This window comes from Halostella sp. PRR32 (assembly GCF_034808085.1).
Lineage (GTDB): Archaea > Halobacteriota > Halobacteria > Halobacteriales > Natronoarchaeaceae > Halostella > Halostella pelagica.
On record NZ_JAXHGL010000004.1, the window covers coordinates 92,477 to 114,452 of the forward strand.

The following is a 21,976-nucleotide window of genomic DNA, read 5'->3' on the forward strand; positions in this document are numbered from 1 at the left end:
CACTGAAAGTCATTGCACACCAGATCGCACGGCAGCGATGCGATCTGGGTGTGAATCGTTTCAGAGACTACTATAGTGGTCTCGCATGAACAGCTACGAAGGAACGCAGTCGATTGGACACGGACACCCGCTCGCAGTTAACCGATTCGACTAAACGGAGATTTCGAAATACGTGATGACTCGCGTGTTCAGCGCCAGGGGTCAACTTCATCGAACAGGTCGTTCACGTGACGTTCGGTCTCGTCGCGGATTCGGCCGACCTCAGCAGCCGACTTTCCGTCCGGATCGACGAGATCCCAATCGCGGTTCTCGCCTGCCTATCCCGCGGGACTCATGCCGCATATCTGATTCTCGGCGGGGTCGACATGGCATTGTACTCCCACGACCTATGAGTCAAGCACAACTAATCAAGTACAGAAGCGAGATCAGACGACCGAGTTCACCACTATTTCGACCATGAGTCAGGACCAAGTCACGGTTGAGACGGATGATTCGGGGCCGTTAGACGCATTCCGGCAGTTCTTCGCGCTAGAGCGGGACGTACTGGTACTGTCGCTGGCGATGTTTGCGTTCAGCCTCGGTTTCCAGATGACCAGCCGGTTCCTTCCGGAGTATATGGTCGCGCTCGGAGCCTCGGGGTTCGTCGTCGGCCTTTTCGGGACTGTCGGTAACATTATCTCGGCCGTGTTCCCGTATCCGGGCGGCGCTATCTCGGACCGGATCGGCTCGCGCTATGCACTGACCCTGTTCGGATTGATTTCGACACTCGGGTTCGGAGTCTGGTTGGTCGCGCCGTCCCTCGGGGTGATCACTGTTGCAGGCGTGACGATCCCATCCTGGATCTGGATCTTCGTCGGCCTGTTGCTCGCGCAGGGGTGGAAGTCGTTCGGACTCGGGGCGACGTTCGCAGTCGTCAAGCAGGCGACCGACCCTTCGCGGTTGGCCGCTGGCTTCGCGAGCACCGAGACGTTTCGCCGGACGGCGTTCCTCATCGGGCCGGTACTTGCGGCCGTCCTCATCGGCTTCCATCCAGACTTCTCGGTGAGCTTCCAGTACGTCCTCGCCGTCGCCGTCGTCTTCGGGATCATCGGGACGGTCGCTCAACACGTCCTCTACGACGCCAGTGAGGACTCGATTGGTGACTCCTTCGAGGGGATCGACCAGATCCGACGCGATCTGCGGAATATGCCCGACCCGCTCCGACCGCTGTTGGTCGGCGACACGCTCGTCCGGTTCGCCAACGGGATGGTGTACGTCTTCTTCGTGCTGGTGATCACACAGTTTTACCGAGTGGGCTTCGAGACGACTGTCTCGCTGGCTGGCTTCTCGTATGCGATCGATCTCTCGCCGGAGGCGTTTTTCGGCTACCTGCTTGGCATCGAGATGTTGATCGCCCTCATCTCGATGGCACCAGCGGCGAAAGTCGCCGAGCGGATCGGTCTCAAGCCTGTGGTCGCGTTGGGATTCGCCGTTTACGCGCTGTTCCCTGTTGTCCTTATCGGCGGACCAGAAGTCCTCAGTTCAGTGCTACCGCTCCAGTGGGCGATGGTACTCATCTTCGCGTTCTCGGGGCTTCGGTTCGCAGGGCTCCCCTCTCACAAGGCGCTGATCGTCGGCCCCGCTGAGCAGGGGGCTGGCGGGCGCGTCACGGGAACGTACTACCTCCTTCGAAACACGATCGTTATCCCGAGTGCTGCACTCGGTGGCTATCTGTGGGAGTTCGTGAGCCCAGAAATCGCGTTCACCATTGCAGCCGGGATCGGTGTCGTCGGGACCGGGTATTTTCTGCTGTTCGGCGAGGAGTTCGAGGCTTATGTATGAGCTAGTGAGACCCTAGTGACGTTCTCGATATCACTTGGCGCGGCGAGTGGGATCGTCGGGATTTGATTCCCTCGAGAGGGATATCACCGCCCACTGTACCAAGAACATTATGTTTTAACAACCAGACGTATCTACGTAAATATATATGGACGAACTACTCGATGTCTTGGACCTCCTCGGAGAGTTTGGACTCGAAGGAGTAATGACCTTGGTGCTCCGCATTATCGGTGTACTCGCCATTCTCGGCGGAGTCAGTGTCTGGCTGTTCACCGACCTCTCCCTCTTTATACCAGTTATTCTCATCGTTGGGGGACTCCTCCTCGTTACCATCCCCGGCCTCCTCTTCGAGTTCATTGAACTCGCCGGATAGCCGTTCATCCAGTGGCAGGACATCAGTGACCGCGACGTCCCCAATACCCCAACGACGGTGCCGTCGGCCACGAGGTCACGCGCTTACGTTTCGTCGGAGGTCGTTGGACGCGATAGCCATGCGTACGGTTGCCTCGTTCGACCGAACCGAGGCGATTCATCCGAATGCGTACCACAGTATGCTCGAAGCAGTCGGCCGTCGACCCACGCGAAAACCGTTTTGTCGACTCGGTCGGTAACATCAGTGTTACTTCATTACACCGGCGTCAGCGAGCGTTTATGCGTCCCGTACCCCTACCGATGGGTGCACACAACCGTTCCCCAATCACCATGTCGCAGAAATCAGATTACGTAGACGAGACCGAAATCGACGCATCGCTCGACGACCTTCCCGACGACGACACCATCGACGAGACGGTAGCGAATCTCGAGGCCAACGGTTTCGAAGTCGTTGTGGTCGATAGCCCCGAGGCCGCCCTCGAAACCATTCAGTCGCACATTCCGCCGGCTGCCTCCGTCATGAACGGCCACTCGACGACTCTCGAGGAAGTCGGGTTCATCGAGTACCTGAGCGAGGGGGACCACGAGTGGGAGAGCCTCCCGGACCAGGTCTGGAGCATCGACGACGACGACGAGCGACAGACCGCTCGCCGTGAGTCCCAGACGGCCGATTACTTCCTCGGTGGTATCAACGCGATCGCACGGACCGGTGAACTGGTTGCAGCCGACCGCTCGGGGAGCCGTATCGGTGCCTATCCCTTTGCTGCTAGCAACGTCGTCATCGTCAGCGGCGTGAATAAGATCGTTGACGACCTAAACGCTGCACTGGACCGACTCGAATCGGTCGCCTATCCGCTGGAGAACGAGCGCGCAAAGGACGCCTACGGCGTCGAGAGCGCTATCGCCAAACAGCTGATCTTCCGGCAGGAACTCGAAGAGGGTCGGACGACCGTCGTCCTCGTCCGTGATCAGTTGGGTTACTGACACGGCCCGCTGTAACCTCCGAGACGGACCACCGAATTAGCACTGCGATAGGAAATCTCGTATCGTAGACGGCCGCGAGATGGCCCAACACGAATAGCGATAGTAGCGCTTGTAAGTCATCACACACTCGGTCGCACAACTGCGTACGATCGGCTGTACAAACAGTTGCAAGCGCTACTATAATTTCCAAAACACGCCGTCGATCTTTCTGTATCCATACGTCCGTTCCTCGATACGGGAATTGCCGGCTCCGCTTTTTTAAACTGTAGGGTCGAGCGAACGCTCGGCTTGAAACCCCGTAGTGGGATTCCCGAATCGACCAGTACAGATCGTCAGTTGAACGTCACAGAGGTTTAGTAGAATTCCCCACCCTTTTACTCGATCCCTAGTCGTGTGAATGTTTTTAGTGCAGCCGCATCACGGGAATATCATGGATGCTGTCACTGCAAAACAAGTGGTATTTAAACAGACTTCCGGACGCGACCTTTTTGCAAACGTGTTTCTACCGTCTACCGACGACTGGAGACGGACAGTCATCATCCACGTCCATGGCGGCGTCTGGAACCGTGGTGACCGGTCGTTCTTTGATGACCGATGCCGTGCTCTCGCCGAGCAGGCCTTTCCAGCATTAACGATCGACTATCGGCTTTCCGGTGAAGCGACGTATCCGGCTGCGTTAAAGGACATCAAAAGTGCAGTCCGATGGGTTCGGTCTGAGCAGCCGTTCGAAATCTCACCCCACCAAATCGTCCTCTGTGGGCATTCGGCTGGAGCCCACCTCGCTGCCCTGACTGCGGCAACTGCGAGGAGCGGACCGACACCCAATGACGAATACGAAGACACTGCGACGACGGTTGACAGACTCATCGGCTTCGATGGTCCCTACGACTGTCTCGGCGCGGAGGAAGACGGTGAAACGGCTGACTTCCTCGGAGGGTCACCGACAGAGGTTCCTGAGCGATACCGTGAAGCGTCACCGCGAGAGCGCGTCACGTCCGCGCACCCGCCGACGCTACTGTATCACGCCGAAGACGACGAGTGGCTCACGATGCGCGAAACGCGGGCGTACCGGGACGTCCTCAATATTGCTGGTGTGGATGTCGAACTGCACACACCCCCAGGTGACCACTTCTTTTTCACCGAGGAGCCATGGTTCGAGCGAACTGTGAATCAAACTGTGGACTTCATAGATCGAGTTGAGTCCTGATACGCACACACTGAACGTCTGATCTGCTCTTCTCGGACTGAAAACAACACCATGTAAAGAGATACACAACACCCGTTCTGCTTCGTGAGATATTACCGACAATTGCCGGAGACTCGATTTCTCGAACGGTGATTCACTAGCTGGGATCAGCAACTCCTCTCGGCCTCGGACCCGCTCAACCAACTTTCCTTTCAGATGCTGTCTCGCCGTCGTTTGAGTACCCAGAGATCCCCGGCTGTAGCCGAACCGATCTGTGGGCTTGGGACACGAAAACGCCTTCAGGCGGTACGTAGCGAAAGAAACACCGGTACCGTTCTGCCTCTATCGAGACTATTTTCAGCGGAGGTATCGGTCTCGAACCACGAGGAGAGATGGTAACACCGTGACACAGCTAACGAAGGCAAAGATGATACTCAACCCAGTCACGAGGCCGAATCGGTGAAGCGGGGGGGAGAGTGCGAGTGCGAGGACGCCAAATCCCGCTGCCGTCGTCGCTGCACTCCCGAGCAGCGCACCGCCAGTCCCAGTAACTGCAGCGACAAGCGACTCGTCAAGCGACGCTCGGCGCTTCCGCTCGTCGACAAATCGTTCCCCGAGGTGGATGCTGTAGTCGACGCCGAGTCCGATCGCCAAACTGGTGATGACGACGGTCTCGCTGTTGAACGGGATGTCGAGTAGCGCCATGGTGCCGAGCAACCACGCGAGCGCGAGGAGGACGGGGACAAGTACAACGACCGCGAGCCCTGGCGCTCGGTACCGCCACCAGTATAGGCCAAGAAGGAATGTCAAGATGACACCCAGCGTCACGGCAAACCCCTCGACGAGCGTCTCGAACAGGGCACTTTGGACGACAGCGGTAATGACCGGCCCACCTGTCGCAACAGTTGTCACCGGTGCGTTCGCTTCGATACCTGTCGCGACCTGCCGCACGTCGCTGGCAATCGATTGGGCGGTCGCGTCGGTCTGAACACCGACGATCAACCTGGCTGTCGCATACGACCCGTTCTCAGTGCGATAGAGGACTGTTGACGCCTGACCGGGAGCGGCGGAGTACACGAGATCGTAGACTTGTGCGACGTCCTTGTCCGGGAGGCCATCACCATCCAAGTCTCGCGCGTTAATCGCGTTGGCGACGGTCTGATTCTCGGCTGCGACAGACCGGAGGACAGTGGCCGGACTCTCGACGGCGGCCGTGCCGTCCGATTGCGTGGCGATCGTTCCATCCCGGCTTGTATACTGCGAGGTATCGTCGGTCGCAGTGAGCAGTGCCGGCGCGGTCACGTTCCCGCGGATCAGTATCTGGGCCTCCGATCCCGGCCCGCGCTGACGGAAGTTGTCGCTCAGGTACTCGAGGTTCTCTCGAACGTCGTACTCGGCTGGCGCGAACGGTTCCGGAAGCGACTCCATCCACTCTGGAGCGTCCTCCGGCAGGAAGTCCGCCTGGTTAAACTCCGTATCCAAGCCAGTCGCACCGTAGGCACCTGCAGAAGCCACCACCAGTGAGACGACGAGAACGGCGATCGGTGCCCGTCGTGAGAGGGCCGCAGTACCAGAGAGCACACGGCGAATCGGCCCTGAACCGACCCCGAACGCCGGCTGCTGGCGGTCACGCCCGAGTCGAGTGAGGAGTCGTTCGACTTCGAGTTTGACGGCTGGAACGAGTGCTACGAAGACGACGAACATCGCGACGATACCGGCCGCACTCAGGAGCGCGAAGTCCCGTATCGATCCGAGTGGGCTAGCGTAGTTCGAGAAGAATCCAATGCCGGTCGAGAACGCAGCAGCGGCCAGCGCAACGACAACACCGGCGATTCCTACCCGCATTGCAGTGGCCGGGTTCCGTCGGCCATCGGACTCGGTATCGGTGTCGAGTTCTCCTGTTCGCGCCTCGCGGTAGCGCATGACGACGTGGAGCGAGTAGTCGATACTCAGTCCGATGAGCAGGAACGGGACGGCGATGAGTATCGAACTGGACGGGATCCCGAGCCAGCCCTGGATACCCTGGAGCCACACCATTACCACGCCGATCCCGAACAGACTGATAAGCACGTCGACCACGTCGCGATACGCGATACTGAGGACGGCAAGCAGGAGGACGAGAGCAACGGGGGTGATGATGAGGAAGCTATCGCCGATAGCCTGTGAGGACGCCTCGTCGATGATACCCTGTCCGAAGACGAACGCGCCGTCGAAGCGTTCGTCTACCAGGGAGGCGATAGCCACTTGCGCATCGTACGCCTCCTGGGTTTCGCTAGCACCGCCGCGTTCGTTAGATTGAAAGACGAGTGTAAGTCTCGCGTCGGCGCTCGTTGCGCCGGGTTCGTAGTCCGACGGCAGGAACGCAGTCGGGTCACGGTCAGGAGAGGTCGAATTCGAATCGAGTACTCGCGCGAGTAGTGAATCAACCTCCTCGTCTGAGCGCGACTCAAGCGCCTCGATCTGCTGATCGAGTGTCGGCGCTGGTGGCTGTCCGTTCTGACTGGTGGTAGCTGTGTCGTGTGAGCCGTTCCCCGTCGTTTGGGCGTCGAAGTATGCCCTCGTCGCCACGATATTCTCAAGGCCGCGAAGCCCCGCCTCCGTTCGGAGCGTCGTGTTGATGGCTTCGGTTTCCCGTATCCCCTGCTGAAGTCGGAGACTCTGCAGAAGTGACTCGCGGGAGAGGACATCTCCACCTTCCGCTTTGACGACTATCTGTGTAACCACCGCATCGTCCGTTTCGTACGTCGATTCGATCTCCTCGAGTGCGAGCTGTTCCTCTGAGTCGATGCCCGCCTGACCGCCTGCGCCGTCTTCACTGGTGCCGACCACCGCGCCAGCGCCGACGATCGCCGTGAGGACGAGCAACAGGACGATAATGGGTTTGCTCCGCGAGATGAGCGCGTCCGCGTATCGGGACGGGAAACTCCGTTTCATTGCTCACCGACACCGCTTCGTATTCGGGTGATCTGTGACGTCGAGGTGGGCTGACAGACAGGTGAATTCGACTCGCTCATTGTCACACTCTCCGTGCGTGCCTCATAAGGAACGATGGAGGCCTCCCACAACGTGGGACAACCGCAAAGTTCGGCTGACCGCTGGAAGCGGTTTCGTAACTAGACAACTGAACAGGCCACTCTGAATGAAACAGATGACGTAGGTGGGCTGTATGGGATGCTATCTGAGCAGTTCTGACCGAACGAGTAGCAGCGGCTACTGTCCGTAGAGCCCGTATATCATGACGAGGAAGCCGCCACAAGCGATGAGGCTCTCGAAGAGCATTCCTTGAACACTCGGAATGCCGAAGATGTGGTGGAGAATCCCGACCAGAAACGTCCCGATAGTGATGACCATGAGACCTACTGCGAAGTACTGGAGTCCCTCGATCTGCGTTCGTTGATAGGCTCGATACGCTAATAGGGAGACGACACCCCCGAGGACTAACGCGGCGATTTTGACGATTCCGAGTAGGATGATAATACTGTCAGTCATGATTCTTTCTTCATCTCGGACCAGAACGTCGCCATACGGTCCTCTGCATCCTCGTCCGGTCGTTCGACGGAGACGGTGAATTCGTCGTCGTCGATGCTGATCGAGATATCCGTGAAATCCCGTTCGTACAACGTGGCGTTCGGTCCGTCACGGCGGACTTCAGTGTACTCTTTGACGAGAGCGGCCTCACGGAGTCGCTCAAGTTTGCGATACACTGTCGAACTCGGCAACCCGCATTCGTTGCAAAGTGTGGTTGCGGATTTCGGCTCGGTCAATGTCGTGAGTATCGCTCTGCATTTACTGTCTTCGAGCGATTGGAGGACTACTGAAACGGGCGGATCGGCGTCATCCGTCGAGGGACCTTGAACCATGTCGGTTGCTGTCCGAGTCGCGTTCGACCGTGACGGGATGAGCGAGAGCCGGTTTGGGTCGATGAATTCCTCAGTCATTCGGATATCGCGTTCTCCAATTCATCTCGATTCGGAGACGGGTACTCTATCAGTTAGCTTTGTCTTGTGACTATGGGAGTATAGGGGTATCGGGTGTTCCCAGATCGTTGGACTAGCGGGATAGCCGATACGGTAGCCGTTGCGTCCCCTACTCTCAGTCGTGACTTTCTGATTCCGTCGGGGAGTCGACACTGATATCGAATTCTTCCGGGTCGATATCGTTCATCGCTGGAAGGCGACGTAACCGCGGCCGTGCTGCATAGAAGAGGCTCACAAACCCGAGCAGCAACCCGGCTACCGCCATCGTGTTCAGCGTCCCGATCACGCTCCCTACCACACCGCCAAGCAAGGCACCTATCGGTAACGTGAGCGTCGATGCGCTACCGGTGAGTGAAGCGACACGACCGAGCAGATGGTCCGGTGTGACCGTCTGTTCGAGCGTTCCCCCCATCACGGCAGATATCCCGGCAGGGAGCCAGGCGAGGGTGAACAGTCCGACGGCAAGAGACGGCCACGGAGCGTACACTGCTCCGAGCCAGAGGAGGCAACCGACGGCAGAGCCGATGACCTTTACGTGACCGAACTTCACGGTCTCCAGTCTCGACGCGATAGCGGCGCCCAGTGCCCGTCCGACGCCAAGCGCTCCGAGCATCGCTCCGAACAGGGCCGGTCCGCCCCGGATGTCTGCGAAGCTAGGCAGGACTGCGAGCGTCATCCCGGTTCCGAAGTTCACGACCATCGTCGCGAGCGTCATTTCGACGAACACCGTCCCGCGCAGACATCTGAAGCCATCGGCCATGTCGGAGAGATATCCGGACACGTCGATTTCGCCGGCGTCTTCGACCTGGTTTTCGGTCGGTGGAACCCGGACGCCGACGAACAAAAGCGCCGCAACGACGAACGTAACCGAATCCAGCACGAAGATCGATGCTGCCCCGATGAAGGCGATGAGTAGCCCACCGACTGCCTCGAACAGCATATCTAACCCGTTGAGGGTGAACGAGAACGCTGAATTGGCACGTGTCAACTGGTCGTCGGAGACGATCCGGGGGAGCACTGCACTCTGTGCCGGATAGACGAACTGGTTCAACAGAGCGAGCGGCGGAATCGTAACCAGGAGAAGTTCCACCGTAAGGTGTCCCGTGTACGCCGCAACGGGAAGCGAGAGGATCGCAATCGCCTGGACGATCTGTATCGACACGAGCGCGCGAATGACGGGCCACCGATCGACGAGAGGCCCGGAGAGGAACTGCAACACGAGCGGGAGGAGCAACAGCGACTCGGCGATGCCGGTGTACACAGTCGATCCTGTAAGGTCGTACACTAGCCACATCGCTGCGACGGCGTAGAGACTATCGCCGGCGTTCGTCACCAGTCGCCCGAACAGGAGCCGCAGGAAATCCCGGTTTTTCCGGAGCGACGGATAGCTTCGGTCCTCCGCCTGCGCTGACTCGACGTGGTCACTCATCCTCGTGACCCCTGTGAATGTCTGGTCGGGTGCTCGTCCCGCCGGTCGGTGTAGGAGTCCGGCCACTCCGTCTCCCGTCGAGCGCGACAATCGGGTGGTCGAACGTGGTTACCGCTGGCTGTACGTCAACTGGAGTCGGAGCGGACTGCAGACCGATCGCGTCTCCAGCGTCGTCCTGACCACGGAGGACCAGGAACTCGGTAGGTGTCGGCATATGCGTGCGTGTGTTCTACTGAAGGAGTTGCGACTACGGAACACGTAGTGAAGCGACCCGGGTGCTGCTGCTATCCGACCTATTGCGCGGCGGGGCGCGGGTGGGGATCAAAAACCGGCCGAAGGTCGAGCCAGTGGGTCATATGCCGCTACTCTCTGGATATGAATCGTTTTAGTACTTATATCTCCCGGTCAAATGAGGCGAGTAGCCGGCCACCGATACTCAGTAACAAGACGTACCCGCCAGAACGAACGGGGAGTTGGTCGTGAACGCTCTCCAATGTGGCCATCACAGACACCTCCCCGATGAGACAACCGCTACGCAACGAGCGGCCGCAGTTTTCGGGGCGGGTTCTCAGAACACCTCTAACACGTCCTCGATCGAGAATAGTTGGAGATCATCCCTGTCAGCGGCCGCCTCCAGCAGGCTCTGGCGGAACCCGCTCCGCGAGAACAGACAGTACTCGTGGTCGATGTCGTTTCCGCGCGGCGACCAGCGGATCGCCTCGACATCGTCCTCTAGGTCACTCAACACGTCGTACCCCATTGGACTGCCCGTGAATTTGCACTCGCCGACGACCATCGTCGAGTCCGTGGTGAGACCGACAACGTCGACCTCTCGTTCCTGATACCACCAACGTCCGACGCGGTCGAACGTGTATTCGTCGTACAGGTCATACGTCGCCGTCCGGCACAGTTCCTCGAACTTCGGACTGACGAAGTTGGGGAGTTGCGGCGCGATCAGTTCCTCGTAGGCGTCGTCACCCGCGCGGTCGTACTTGTCGCCCTGCCCGTAGACGAACCGAAACCAGAACCTAAACAGCGCGTCTTTCAGTTTGTACTGTCCGCGACGGGATTTCGCCGGGTTCTCCGTCACGGGCACCGCGCGACGGACGATCTCCAGGTCCTGCAGGTTCTTCAGATAATTGCTGATCTGGTCGGAGTCCACGCCGGCGGCCTGTGCGATCTCGTTGGACGACTCCTTGCCGGCGGCGATCGCCTTCAATATCGCGAAATACCGGTTGGGTTCCTCTAACTCGGTTCGAAGGACGTACTCAGGTTCGTCGTGGAGGAATCCCCGTCTGGACAGAACGGCGTCGTGGATGGTGTGTCGCAGCGGTTGGTCGTCGTCGACCGCCTGCAGGTAGTGCGGCGTCCCGCCGAACACACCCCACGCGAGCACCCGTTCTTTCGGGTCGTAAGCGGGGAAAAACTCCATCGCGGCGTCGAACCCTAACTCCTGCAACTGGAGTCGCATATCGAACCGACCGTGGAGCGGGCTTCCACCCGACATCACTGTCTCTTTCATCATGCTGATCGAGGAGCCGATCACGACCAGCGTGACGGCTGTATCGTCGAACTCGTGGTCCCACAGGCGCTGCACGACCGAGGGTAAACTCTCGTCGCCTTCGATCAGGAACGGGAACTCGTCCAGTACGACCACGGCGTCTCGTTCCCCGAGGTATCCGAGGAGGTCCTCCCACTCGCGGCGAATTCGCTCGACGCCCGGAAAGACATCTCTGGCCTCGTCGACGAAGTCGGCGAGTTGCACCTGTCTGGTCGTCTCCGTCGCCTGATAGTGGACGACGTCGTCGCGCCCGCGGATCGACTGTTCGACCAGTTCCGTCTTTCCGACCCGCCGCCGTCCCCAGACCGCGATCAGTGACGGCTCGTCCCCGTCGTACCGCGATCGGAGCGCTTCGAGTTCCGCCTCCCTGTCGATGAATTCGGTCATTGTCTCTCACGTCACTCCGCCTCGGTATAATCGTTGGGTAATTCAGAATAGGGTATTTTTGAATACCCTAATTATCCCTATGCCGTCCGCGTCAGTGGTGAAACCCAAAGAGGAAGATTAACCGACTCTCGGCACATCTGTACCGTACTCTCGGAGGCGAGTGATGAATACGAAGCAGGCATGGAGGAAACTGTCAAGAGTGACGACCAGAACCATCCCGATGCCCGGCTAGCCGAGATCAGAACGAAGCAATGGCATCGATAGGCACAGTCAAAGAGAAGATCGGCTACGGAAAGGACACGTACGTCGAGTATCGGAACGAGACTTACCTGATGCAATACGCCGAGTCACCGTGTTGAGGATCGCTTCCGTCTCCGGGACAGTCGCCGTAACTCCGAGAACGGTGATTCGGGTCGCCGAACCCGGTGATTTCCGCTGCTAACAGGCGGACATCTACCTGTCTTCCGGTCGCTCTATCACCAGTGAAACCGAGATAGGCTTGGTCACGTTAGAGAGCAGGGCGTCTTCGATCTTCTGTTCGTCTATCTCTCGGACGACCCCTTTTACCAAGAACCGGACCTGTCGCGCCCCTTCGCTCTCCCGTTCGAGTTCGAAGTCCTGTATCTCGGAGTTTCGAAGGTCGATAGTCACTTTCTCCGTTTCCATAGGTGTTCCTCAACGTGAAACACCATAGATAGTAGACCCAATCTTTGCGGTATACTCCGTACTGCAGTTTCAATTAGATGAGCGTTCGAACCCCTACCGGGTCCGAACCGCCCAGCGGCAGTGAGATAGCGTTTTTATCCCAAGTAATTAAGTACGGACATGTTGTTATCATAATATCGGAGTGCAAATACTATGTACGATCTAACCGGGTTCCAACGCGATCTGCTGTACACGGTCGCAGGACTGGACGAACCGCACGGACTCGCTATCAAAGAGGAGATGGAAGATTACTACGAAAAAGAGGTTCATCACGGACGACTGTATCCGAATCTCGACACGATAGTGGAGAAAGGACTGGTCAACAAGAGTGAAAAAGACCGGCGGACGAACGAGTACCAGTTGACGAACCGCGGCCGGCGGGAGATCGAGGACCGACAGAAATGGGAGCGACAGTACCTCTCCGAGGAGGAATACACGGACGCCGTCGTCTCCGAGTAGTGCGGACAACGGGGTTACGATAGTCGCCCTGAAAGTCCAGTATCCCACCCGGACCGGGTAGAATGGACACGGTCGAACGGATCGAATACCGCAGTAGGTAGTTTCGGGGGATGCCGTCTATCGCCTGTTTTCAGTGTACACCGACCGTGTTACCCCCCGGCGTCAGACGTTTATGGATTCATTTCGTTACTTGGCTCCATGGGATCCCCAGGATCTACTCCGGATATAACACAGGGAGACGTTCGGGATATTTTCGTCCGGATGAGTCCACCGTCTACGCCTATAACTGCCGCTGAAACCGCCGAGAAGTTAGAATGCTCTCGTCAGACCGCACGACAAATTTTAGCAGAACTCGCCGAAACCGACGAGCTAGAGACGAAACTGATAGCGGGGGAAACTCGGGTCTGGTGGCTGTCTGAATCTCCGGGGTCTGCGAGCCGACAATCGGAGTTAGAAGAGTTCGGAGCGTTCGTAAGCGCCGTCAGGGAGTACGCCATCTACATGCTCGATGCCGACGGCGTCGTCGTCGACTGGAACGAAGGGGCCGAGCGGATCAAAGGGTACGACGAAGACGAGATCGTTGGGGAACACGTTTCGACATTCTACACTGACGCCGATATTGACGACGGAGTGCCAGAAGAGAACATCGAAGCCGCGGCGGCGAACGGCCGTGTCGAAACCGAAGGGTGGCGCGTCCGTAAGGACGGGTCGCGGTTCTGGGCGAACGATGTCATCACCGCCATTCGAGACGACGACGGGTCGCTTCAGGGGTACACGAAAGTGACCCGCGACTTGACCGAACAGCGGGAGTACGAGCAGCGACTTCGCCAGGAACGCGATCTCACCGAGCGGATCCTCGAAACCGTCCCGGTTAGTATCTGCTCTGTCACGTCCGACGGCGAATTCGTCCGAGCGAACCAGCGAATGCTCGACCGGATCGGCGTCGAAGAGTCAGAGATCGAGGACTCCAGTTTCGAATCGTGGGACATCTACGACGCGGACGGAGAGCCGATTCCGAGCGACGAATTACCGTGGACGCGAGTTCTGGAAACAGGGGAGCCCGTCTTCGAGTACGAGTGTCAGATCGACTACCCCGGCGCCGGACGCCGGTGGCTCTCGCTCAACGCCGCTCCGATAACGGACGGGCGGCACGAAGGCGAGAGAGTCGTGGTTTCCGTCGACGACGTGACCGACCGGAAAGAGCGCGAACAGCGACTCCGACGCGAATACGACCAGACGGAGCAACTGTTGCGTACTGCGCCCAGCGCGATCGCGGTACAGAACACCGACCGGGAAACGGTGATAGCAAACCGGCGAGCTCAGGAGGCGTTCGGCCTCTCCGAACAGGAGTTCACCGAAGACCCCGTCGATACCGGAGAGTGGGAGATCTACGGCGAGGACGGCGAACAGCTAGCCCCGAACGAGACGCTGTCTGCGCGCGTTCTGGCGACCGGAGAGCCGGTGTTTAACGAGGAGATTATCGTCGAACCACCGGACGGAGAACGGAAGCATTTCCGCGCGAACGCGGCTCCGCTCTTCGGGTCGGACGAGAGCATCCAACGGATCGTGATCGCCGGCGAGGACATTACCGAACTGAAAAAGCGTGAAAAACAGCTCGAACAGCGAAAGACGGCGCTCGAAACGGAGTTGAGTGAGGTCTTCGGACGGATCACTGACGCCTTCTACGCGCTCGACGACGACTGGCAGTTCACTCACGTCAACGATCAAGCCGAAGAATGGCTCGATTTTCGGGACCAGGGACTGGTGGGAAAGCACATCTGGGAGGTGTTCGACTGGGTCGACAAAACCCGACTCCGAGACGAGTACGAGCGAGCGATGGAGACACAGGAACCGACCTCGTTCGAGTTTCACTATCCCGAACCGCTTGACGCGTGGTACGAAATCAACGCCTATCCGTCTGAGACGGGCCTCTCAGTCTACTTCCGTGACGTCACCGAACGCAAAGACCGTCAACAGGAACTCCGTCGGAAAGAGCGCCGATACGAAGCGATCTTCCAGGACCCGAACATCCTCGTCGGCTTGCTAGAACCCGACGGGACGGTACTCGACATCAACCAGACGGCAATGGAGTACGTCGACGCCACTCTTGACGATGTGACCGGCCAGGCGTTCTGGGAGACGCCCTGGTGGGGAGAGGGAGACGGTATCCAGCACAAGGTCAGAGAGTGGACCGAGCGCGCAGCGACGGGCGAGTACGTCGAGTTCGAAGCCGACCTCACACGTCCGGACGGAGAGCAGTACACCCTCAACGGCGTATTCAGACCGGTCACTAACGAGAGCGGTGACGTGGTGTCGCTGATCGTCTCTGACCGAGACATCACGGAGCGAAAGAGGCGAGAGCGCCAGCTAGAGGAGTCCGAGCGGCGCTACAGAACGCTCATCGAGTATTTCCCGAACGGCGCCGTCGCCCTCGTCAACGATAGCCTCCGGTATCAGACCATCGGTGGCAATCCCAACGACGTGACCGGCAGCACGGTTAATGAGATAGAGGGAAAACCGGTTCGGGAGGCGCTGCCGCCGAAGTTGGCCGACGAACTCGCCCCGCGCTACGAGGCCGCGCTCGACGGCGAGTCCCGCTCGTTCGAGATCGGACTCGGCGATCGAGTGTACCAGTTCCAGGTCGTGCCGATCCGGGACGACGACGGCGACGTCTTCGCCGCCCTGGGAATGTCCCAGAACATCACCGAGCGCCGGGAGTACGAACGCAAACTGGAGGAGTCCAACGAGCGACTAGAGCAGTTCGCGTACGCCGCTTCTCACGACCTCCAGGAGCCGTTACGGATGGTCACGAGTTACCTGCAACTTCTCGAAAACCGCTACGCCGACGAACTGGACGGAGACGCGCGGGAGTTCATCGGGTTCGCTGTCGACGGTGCCGAGCGGATGCGAGAGATGATCGACGGCTTACTCAAATACTCGCGGGTCGAAACAAAGGGAGATCCGTTCGAGCCCGTCGAACTGGAGGAAGTCCTGTCGGACGTTCGTGACGATCTCCAGATACAGATCGAGGAAAGCGACGCCGAGATCACGAGCGGAGCGCTCCCCCGCGTCGAGGGGGACCCCGGTCAGTTACGCCAGGTGTTTCAGAACCTGTTGGAAAACGCCATCGAGTACAGCGGTGACGGGCCGCCGCGCGTACACGTCGATGCCGATCGGGACGGTTCGAAGTGGCGCCTCTCCGTCAGCGACGAGGGGATCGGTATCGATCCCGACGACGAAGAGCGCATCTTCGAAGTGTTCCAGCGCCTCCACAGTCGCGAAGAACACGCCGGAACTGGCATCGGTCTCGCGCTGTGCAAGCGGATCGTCGAGCGCCACGACGGGGATATCTGGGTCGACACGGAATGCGGCGAGGGAACGACGTTTTCGTTCACGCTGCCCGCGGCGGAGGAGCCTGCCCGGTGAGTCCGCTCGCCGCAGTCCTCGTGGAGACTCGCCGTCCTGCCGGAGGCGACCCGTTACGACTCTGCGGAGTCCGGCATCCGGACGGTCATGACGGGTGCCGAAGACGTTCGGACGAGTTTCTCGGTGACGCTGCCGAGCAGATACCGCTCGATGCTGTCTCGACCGTGCGTACCCATCACGACGAGGTCGATGTCGTGTTCCGTCACGTACGACCGGATCTCCCGGAACGGGTTCCCGTACTCGACGGTAGTTTCGACCGCTGAAACCGATGACCCGATCGCCCGTTCTTCGACAGCATCGAGTGCTGACCGGGCAGAGTCTTCGAGGGCCTCCATGATGGCTTCGGACCGGACATCAACGCCCATCGCCATCTGGTCGACGACGGAGAGAGCGTGTAGACGAGCGCCGTACCTGTGTGCGATATCGACGGCCGGGTCGACCGCTGCCGCGGCGGCCTCGCTTCCGTCCGTCGGCACCAGAACGTCATCGTACGGGTACCGGGCGTCGTCACCGTCCGCTTCCCGGACCGTTAGAACCGGAACATCGGAGAGACGAACGACCTTCTCCGTGACGCTCCCGAGCAGGTACCGCTCGACGCCGGTCCGACCGTGTGTACCCATCACGACGAGGTCGATGTCGTGGTCCGCAACGTACTCCAGGATAGCTCTGTGAGGGAGATCGGTTCGGACGGCCTTCTCTACCTGAAGACCCTCCGTAGAGAGGTAATCACACACTTCGCCGGCGGTTTCCTCACACCGCTCTCGGAGGCGGTCGGAGTGGGGGCCCGTCTCGATCAGACGGGAGTCGGCGACGGAGAGCGCGTGGACGGTCGCTCCGTAGCGCGTCGCCAGGTCGTTTGCGTACCCGACCGCGACCTCCGCACAGTCGCTTCCGTCCGTCGGTACGAGGACGTTGTCGAACATTGTTCGAACGTCCGTTCCCGAGGACAATCAATACTTGTGAGGGCACGCGGTCTGACTTCGAACGGCTGGTGGTCGCAGTACGGCCCGGAAACGACTTCACAGCGGCGACTGCCCGCCGTCGAACTGAATAGCTTCGACGAGGCACGCTCCGAGAGCGCTTCTCGGGTACGGGTCGTCAGTACAGTCCCCACGACTAGAGAGTGTAGGTTTCGGGAAAGCATACAAGACTGCGCAGAGTGGACTCTACCGTTCGAGAGTCGGCTTCCTGGTCGTGTTGTTGCGACACTGTTGAGTCGACATCGGCGCTGAGGCGAAGCAAGCAAGGAAACGCCGGTCGCAGACGAACTCTCACAGGGATCGTTGTAACTGTGTCCCGGTGTTCGCCGACACGGGTCGGCCAAATACCGAATGACGTACAGCAGTGGCTATTAGCTCTCGACCGACGGCGTCGACGCGTCGTTTTGCTCGTATTTGGTCTCGAACTCCTGGATGAGTTGGCCCATCTTCGCGTACCAGTCGTTGAGCATTCGCTGCATGTCGTCGGATATCTTCGACGGGTCGGTCGGCGAGTAGACGTGGTAGTACCCACCCTGCTCGTAGTTGACCTGTTCTTTCTGGATGAATCCGTTCTGGAGGAGGCGCTGAATGGCGCGGTACGCTGTCGATCGCTCGCGGTCAACGCCCTCGGCGATCTCGTCTACCGTGAGCGGTTCCTCGGCGTTCACCAGCGCCTGAAAGCACTCCCGGTCGAGCTGTTTAAGGCCGTGGAAGCACTCGAGAAGCCCCTCACACTCCATATCCTGCTGGAGTTGCTCGGACATCGAATCGGGCATTGGTATCACCGATAGGTAGTCGATACGCGGTTAAAAGATTTGTGCATGGATTACACAATCCCGATACAACCTCGTCGAAAAGCAGTGACGGCGCAGCCGGCTCAGTTCGCTGAAACGACCTCGACACCGCTGGCGGACCGCTCCGGCACCCGGTCGAATCGGACGAGCCATACGCGCTTGGCTTCGTCATCCGTCATGCGGATCCCCCGGCAGTCAGTGTGATCGCAACGGCATCAGTGAGACCACTCCTGTTCGAGTCCGTCGAGTAAGCGGTCGACATCAGCCTCCGTATTGACCGCGTGGACCGAAGCCCGGATCGCGTCCGGCACCGGGACCGATCGAACGACGATACCGTCGGACGCGAGACGTTCGACCGTCGCGTCCGGGTCGGCGACGTCGATCGTCACCAGCCCGGACTCCGGCGTCGCAGGGCTGCAGAGTCGTTCGTCCGGAACGCCGTCGGCGAGGCGGCCGGAGAGTCGCGTGATTCGGTCTTCGATACTGTCGACGCCCACCTCGTCGATAACGTGGATCGCCTCCCGGAGCGCGACGTGCGACGCCGGGTTCGTCGTCCCGACCTCAAAGCGACGAGCCCCTGCCGCGAACTCGAAGGAGTCCGCGGTCGACGCCTGCACGCTCCGGTAGCCGACCGACCGCGGCTGGAGTTCCTCGGCGGCGTCGCGGTCGACGTAGAGGAACCCGCCGCCCCAGAGGCTCAGGAGCCACTTGTGGCCTGCAGCCGCGACGGCGTCAGCGCCCCACGATTTGACATCCATGGCCGTCTGACCCGGAACTTGGACTGCGTCGACGAGTGCGAACGCACCGGCGTCGTGCGCGATGTCGACGAGGTCCGCCACCGGAAGTTCGGTTCCGTGAGTCCAGGTGATCGCGCTGAAACAGACGAGAGTCGCGTCTTCGACGGCGTCTGCAAACGCATCCCGGTCGATACGGCCGTCCGCAGTTTCGACGACACGCACCTCGACTCCCGCCCGTTCGAGGCGCTGCCAGGGGAGTATTCCGGCGGGATGCTCCAGGTCGGTGCGTACGACGACATCGCCGGGCTGCCAGTCTATGGCGCTCGCGACCGCGTTGATACCGTCAGTCGTACTCTCGGTGAACGCGATCTCGTCGGGGTCGGCACCGACGAACGACGCCACCGTCTCGCGCGTCCGTTCGAACGCTTGAGAGGCCGTCTCGTACGGGTCGCTCTCGACAGCGTCGTACTCGTGTGTCCGGGTGAACTCGTCAGCCGCGTCGACGACGTACTGCGGACTGGGGCCGTGGGCACCGAAGTTCAGATAGACATCCTCTCGTAGCGCCGGAATATCCTCTCGGAGTTCTGTCGGAGTCATTGCTAGTGACTGTGAGCCGACGGTTAGTTATACTGTCGACTGTCCCTGTTTGTGCATGGTCCGCCGGCCGGTCCAGCGAGTCCGTACACCGGGACTGACGGACATCCGTCAGTGACAATTTTTGTGGAATCCATCCGGGCGGGGAGTTCCCGTAACGTTCACCCCGTCCGGGATGGATGAGTACTCATGGGCCACCACACGTTCGATGCGTCGCGCGCGGACAAGTTGGAACGACCCGAGCAGCGGTACCGATTCCTCTCGGCCGAGGAACTGCTCTGGGCGCTCGATATCTCGTCGGGAGACACCGTCGCTGACCTCGGCAGCGGAACGGGGTTCTACACTGACGTGGTCGCTACTCACGCGGGCGACGTGTACGCTATCGACGTTCAGGAGGAGATGCACGACTACTACAGAGAGAAAGGCGTCCCGCAGAACGTCGAACTGGTGACGAGCGAGGTGGCCGACCTCCCGTTCGACGCGAGCACTGTCGACGTCGCGTTCTCCACGATGACGTACCACGAATTCGCGAGCGCCGATGCGCTCGCCGAGATCCGCCGGACACTCGATACGGAGGGCCGACTCGTCATCGTCGACTGGGCGGCCACTGGCACCGGCGACCACGGGCCGCCGCTCGACGAACGGTTCACGGCCGAGGCGGCGAGCACCGCCCTCCGCGACAGCGGGTTTCGTCTCGAACACGACGCCGTCCGGCCGGAAACGTTCGTACTGATCGGTACGGTCGAGTAGGTTCTCCCGCCCGTTTTCGCCATCGTCTGTAGACGCGATTCTTGCGCTACCAACCCGTATTCGTCCGAGATTCAGTCGGACGCGGTTGCCGTCGACGTCGAACTATACTCGGCGCTGACAGGGGGTGCAAACGTGAATATGAGGACCGCGCCCACGATGAACACCGCTCCGAGGATAGCGACTGCGCCGGAGGTCGAGTACCACGTCGCGAGAATGCCGCTCCCGACGCGGAACGGGATGCCCGCGATAGACCGCAACATCGCGACGGACGAGAGCAGCGTGGCGCGTCCGACCGACTGCACCTGGTCGTTGATGTAGCGCTGATAGATCGGAGAGACGACCGAATTTCCGCCTTTCATCATGAAGAACATCGGGAACGCGAGGAGCGGGACGAACTCCGCGAACACGTACATGACGGCGATGGAGACGGGGATGAGAAACATGGCTCGACTGACGCCGAGGAGATCCTCGATATCGCCGGCGTAGTCGCTCATGACGGCCGAGACGACGGTAAAGGCGGCGTACAGCAGGCCGATTATCGCCGGTTCGGAGAGTCCCCATCCCTCGAGCGTCGGGCCGAAACTGGCTTCGAGGCTACTCTGTGCGATGGGCTGTATCCACATGTCCATCGTCAGGATCGCGCCGCTGAACAGCGCCAGGTAAACGATGAACGACCGCAGACTCGGCGCGGTGAGTTGGTCGCGGATCACGGGGATGGCGTCGACGATGGTCATCGTTTCCGACTCCGTGCTCTCCTCGGCGTCGTACGCGCGGTTCTGCGGGAGGCGAAACACCATCACCAAACTGAGAAGCGCTACCACGAGGCCCGCGTAGAACGGATAGAACCGGTTCATCGAGTAGAGGAAGCCGCCGGCGACGAGGCTCCCGGCGCTCACCCACTGCGCGATGGCCCGACTTCGCCCTTTGATCCGCGTGAACTCGTCCTCGATGTCGTGTTCCTTGAGGGTGTCGTAGAGCCACGCGTTCCCGCTTCCAGAAACGAAGGTCCCGCCGAACGAGAGCATCACGAAGGTGAACGTGAATCCGATGAAATCGGTTGCGACCAGATAGCTCGCGTTCGAGATGAGCATCAGGAACGCTCCGACGACGAGGCTGTTCCGCCGACCGATGCGGTCGCCGACGTACCCCGTCGGTATCTCGGAGGTGACGACGACGATAGATTGGATGGTGGCGATGAGTCCGATCTGGGCGAAGCTGAGCCCGTTCCAGAGCAAAAAGAGGGTGTACACGGGATAGTGAAAGCCGGGACGGGCGGTCGCCTGATAGAGATAGTATCTGAAGACGACAGACGACTTTGAGAGGCGAGACTGGTTCGACATAGTTATGCTGTCTGCTGTTTGTGTCTGCGCCGCTGGAGCAACGTATCGCCGGTCCAACGGAGTTGACGAGACGTGTCACGACGTTCGTTCTCCATCACGCTGTCGCCGAAACTACGGTCAGAGGTATCGATACCCGGGGCGGACAGAGACCGGTCATCCCGGCCACGCCGGGGAAACCAGCAGTCCACCACGCCAGTCGAATAGAGGGAAACGTCGAAGCACGTTCCGAGAAACGAACTAGTCATACCGATACGTTCGTACGGTCCAAATTATATGTTTGCTGAAATTCGTTCCTGTCCTTGGGCTGATATTTGTCGCGCTTTCGTCGGTGGCCTCGTGCCCGGGACGGCGTCTCCGTCTACTGCGTTTCTCCCCCAGCGTAGAAGTGTGGTGCGGACGGTCGAGTATCTCGGGGCTCTTTGAAGAGCCCTGACACCCCGCTATGTGGCCACCGTCGGAGTCGAAAGAGTTCCTCCA

The 21,976-nt window shown here is 59.8% G+C and carries 17 protein-coding genes; 7 read left to right on the forward strand and 10 right to left on the reverse strand.

Annotated elements, in window-relative coordinates:
• The first annotated feature begins 456 nt into the window (after window positions 1-456).
• From SM753_RS14580 to SM753_RS14595, 4 genes are all read left to right on the forward strand, one after another.
• Complete coding sequence (locus SM753_RS14580; protein WP_323192158.1) at window positions 457-1,821, forward strand: MFS transporter; 1,365 nt, start codon at window positions 457-459, stop codon at window positions 1,819-1,821.
• Window positions 1,822-1,966: 145 nt separating this feature from the next.
• The gene (locus SM753_RS14585) at window positions 1,967-2,191 is read left to right on the forward strand and encodes a hypothetical protein (protein ID WP_323192159.1); all 225 of its coding nucleotides are present in this window, start codon (window positions 1,967-1,969) and stop codon (window positions 2,189-2,191) included.
• A gap of 329 nt (window positions 2,192-2,520) precedes the next feature.
• On the forward strand, window positions 2,521-3,174 hold the full coding sequence (locus SM753_RS14590; RefSeq protein WP_323192160.1) for a lactate utilization protein: 654 nt from the start codon (window positions 2,521-2,523) through the stop codon (window positions 3,172-3,174).
• A gap of 430 nt (window positions 3,175-3,604) precedes the next feature.
• On the forward strand, window positions 3,605-4,381 hold the full coding sequence (locus SM753_RS14595) for an alpha/beta hydrolase (protein WP_323192161.1): 777 nt from the start codon (window positions 3,605-3,607) through the stop codon (window positions 4,379-4,381).
• Window positions 4,382-4,717: 336 nt separating this feature from the next.
• Here SM753_RS14595 and SM753_RS14600 read toward each other — a convergent pair whose 3' ends face one another.
• The 6 genes from SM753_RS14600 to SM753_RS14625 all read right to left on the reverse strand — a co-directional run bounded on the left by SM753_RS14600 (window position 4,718) and on the right by SM753_RS14625 (window position 12,380).
• On the reverse strand, window positions 4,718-7,294 hold the full coding sequence (locus SM753_RS14600) for an MMPL family transporter (RefSeq protein ID WP_323192162.1): 2,577 nt from the start codon (window positions 7,292-7,294) through the stop codon (window positions 4,718-4,720).
• Window positions 7,295-7,570: 276 nt separating this feature from the next.
• Window positions 7,571-7,849, reverse strand: a complete 279-nt coding sequence (locus SM753_RS14605; protein ID WP_135536018.1) for a hypothetical protein — start codon at window positions 7,847-7,849, stop codon at window positions 7,571-7,573.
• A complete protein-coding gene (locus tag SM753_RS14610) occupies window positions 7,846-8,298 on the reverse strand; it encodes a helix-turn-helix domain-containing protein (RefSeq protein ID WP_323192163.1) in 453 nt (150 codons plus the stop codon). Before SM753_RS14610 ends, SM753_RS14605 begins: the two co-directional genes overlap by 4 nt.
• A gap of 154 nt (window positions 8,299-8,452) precedes the next feature.
• Window positions 8,453-9,766, reverse strand: coding sequence for an MFS transporter (locus SM753_RS14615; protein WP_323192164.1), 1,314 nt, complete (start codon window positions 9,764-9,766; stop codon window positions 8,453-8,455).
• A 568-nt stretch (window positions 9,767-10,334) separates the two neighbouring features.
• On the reverse strand, window positions 10,335-11,714 hold the full coding sequence (locus SM753_RS14620) for an ATP-binding protein (protein ID WP_323192165.1): 1,380 nt from the start codon (window positions 11,712-11,714) through the stop codon (window positions 10,335-10,337).
• A 453-nt stretch (window positions 11,715-12,167) separates the two neighbouring features.
• Window positions 12,168-12,380 carry a hypothetical protein gene (locus tag SM753_RS14625; RefSeq protein WP_135536014.1) on the reverse strand — a complete coding sequence of 71 codons (213 nt, stop codon included), beginning with the start codon at window positions 12,378-12,380 and terminating at the stop codon, window positions 12,168-12,170.
• A gap of 192 nt (window positions 12,381-12,572) precedes the next feature.
• On the opposite strand from SM753_RS14625, the gene SM753_RS14630 reads away from it, so the two are divergent.
• Window positions 12,573-12,878 carry a helix-turn-helix transcriptional regulator gene (locus tag SM753_RS14630; protein ID WP_138798746.1) on the forward strand — a complete coding sequence of 102 codons (306 nt, stop codon included), beginning with the start codon at window positions 12,573-12,575 and terminating at the stop codon, window positions 12,876-12,878.
• A 501-nt stretch (window positions 12,879-13,379) separates the two neighbouring features.
• Complete coding sequence (locus tag SM753_RS14635; protein WP_323192166.1) at window positions 13,380-16,304, forward strand: PAS domain-containing protein; 2,925 nt, start codon at window positions 13,380-13,382, stop codon at window positions 16,302-16,304.
• Window positions 16,305-16,357: 53 nt separating this feature from the next.
• On the opposite strand, the gene SM753_RS14640 is transcribed toward SM753_RS14635, so the two are convergent.
• From SM753_RS14640 to SM753_RS14650, 3 genes are all read right to left on the reverse strand, one after another.
• Window positions 16,358-17,227 (reverse strand): universal stress protein, encoded by an 870-nt coding sequence (locus tag SM753_RS14640; RefSeq protein WP_323192167.1) that lies wholly within the window; start codon window positions 17,225-17,227, stop codon window positions 16,358-16,360.
• Window positions 17,228-17,655: 428 nt separating this feature from the next.
• A complete protein-coding gene (locus SM753_RS14645) occupies window positions 17,656-18,060 on the reverse strand; it encodes a helix-turn-helix domain-containing protein (protein ID WP_135536010.1) in 405 nt (134 codons plus the stop codon).
• 233 nt (window positions 18,061-18,293) lie between these two features.
• Entirely contained in the window at window positions 18,294-19,412 is a 1,119-nt protein-coding gene (locus SM753_RS14650) for an aminotransferase class V-fold PLP-dependent enzyme (RefSeq protein ID WP_323192168.1), read from the reverse strand.
• A gap of 186 nt (window positions 19,413-19,598) precedes the next feature.
• Here SM753_RS14650 and SM753_RS14655 point away from each other — a divergent pair, with 186 nt between their 5' ends.
• Window positions 19,599-20,159 (forward strand): class I SAM-dependent methyltransferase, encoded by a 561-nt coding sequence (locus SM753_RS14655; protein WP_323192169.1) that lies wholly within the window; start codon window positions 19,599-19,601, stop codon window positions 20,157-20,159.
• Between the two features lie 71 nt (window positions 20,160-20,230).
• Here SM753_RS14655 and SM753_RS14660 read toward each other — a convergent pair whose 3' ends face one another.
• A complete protein-coding gene (locus tag SM753_RS14660) occupies window positions 20,231-21,499 on the reverse strand; it encodes an MFS transporter (protein WP_138798750.1) in 1,269 nt (422 codons plus the stop codon).
• Window positions 21,500-21,976 lie beyond the last annotated feature (477 nt).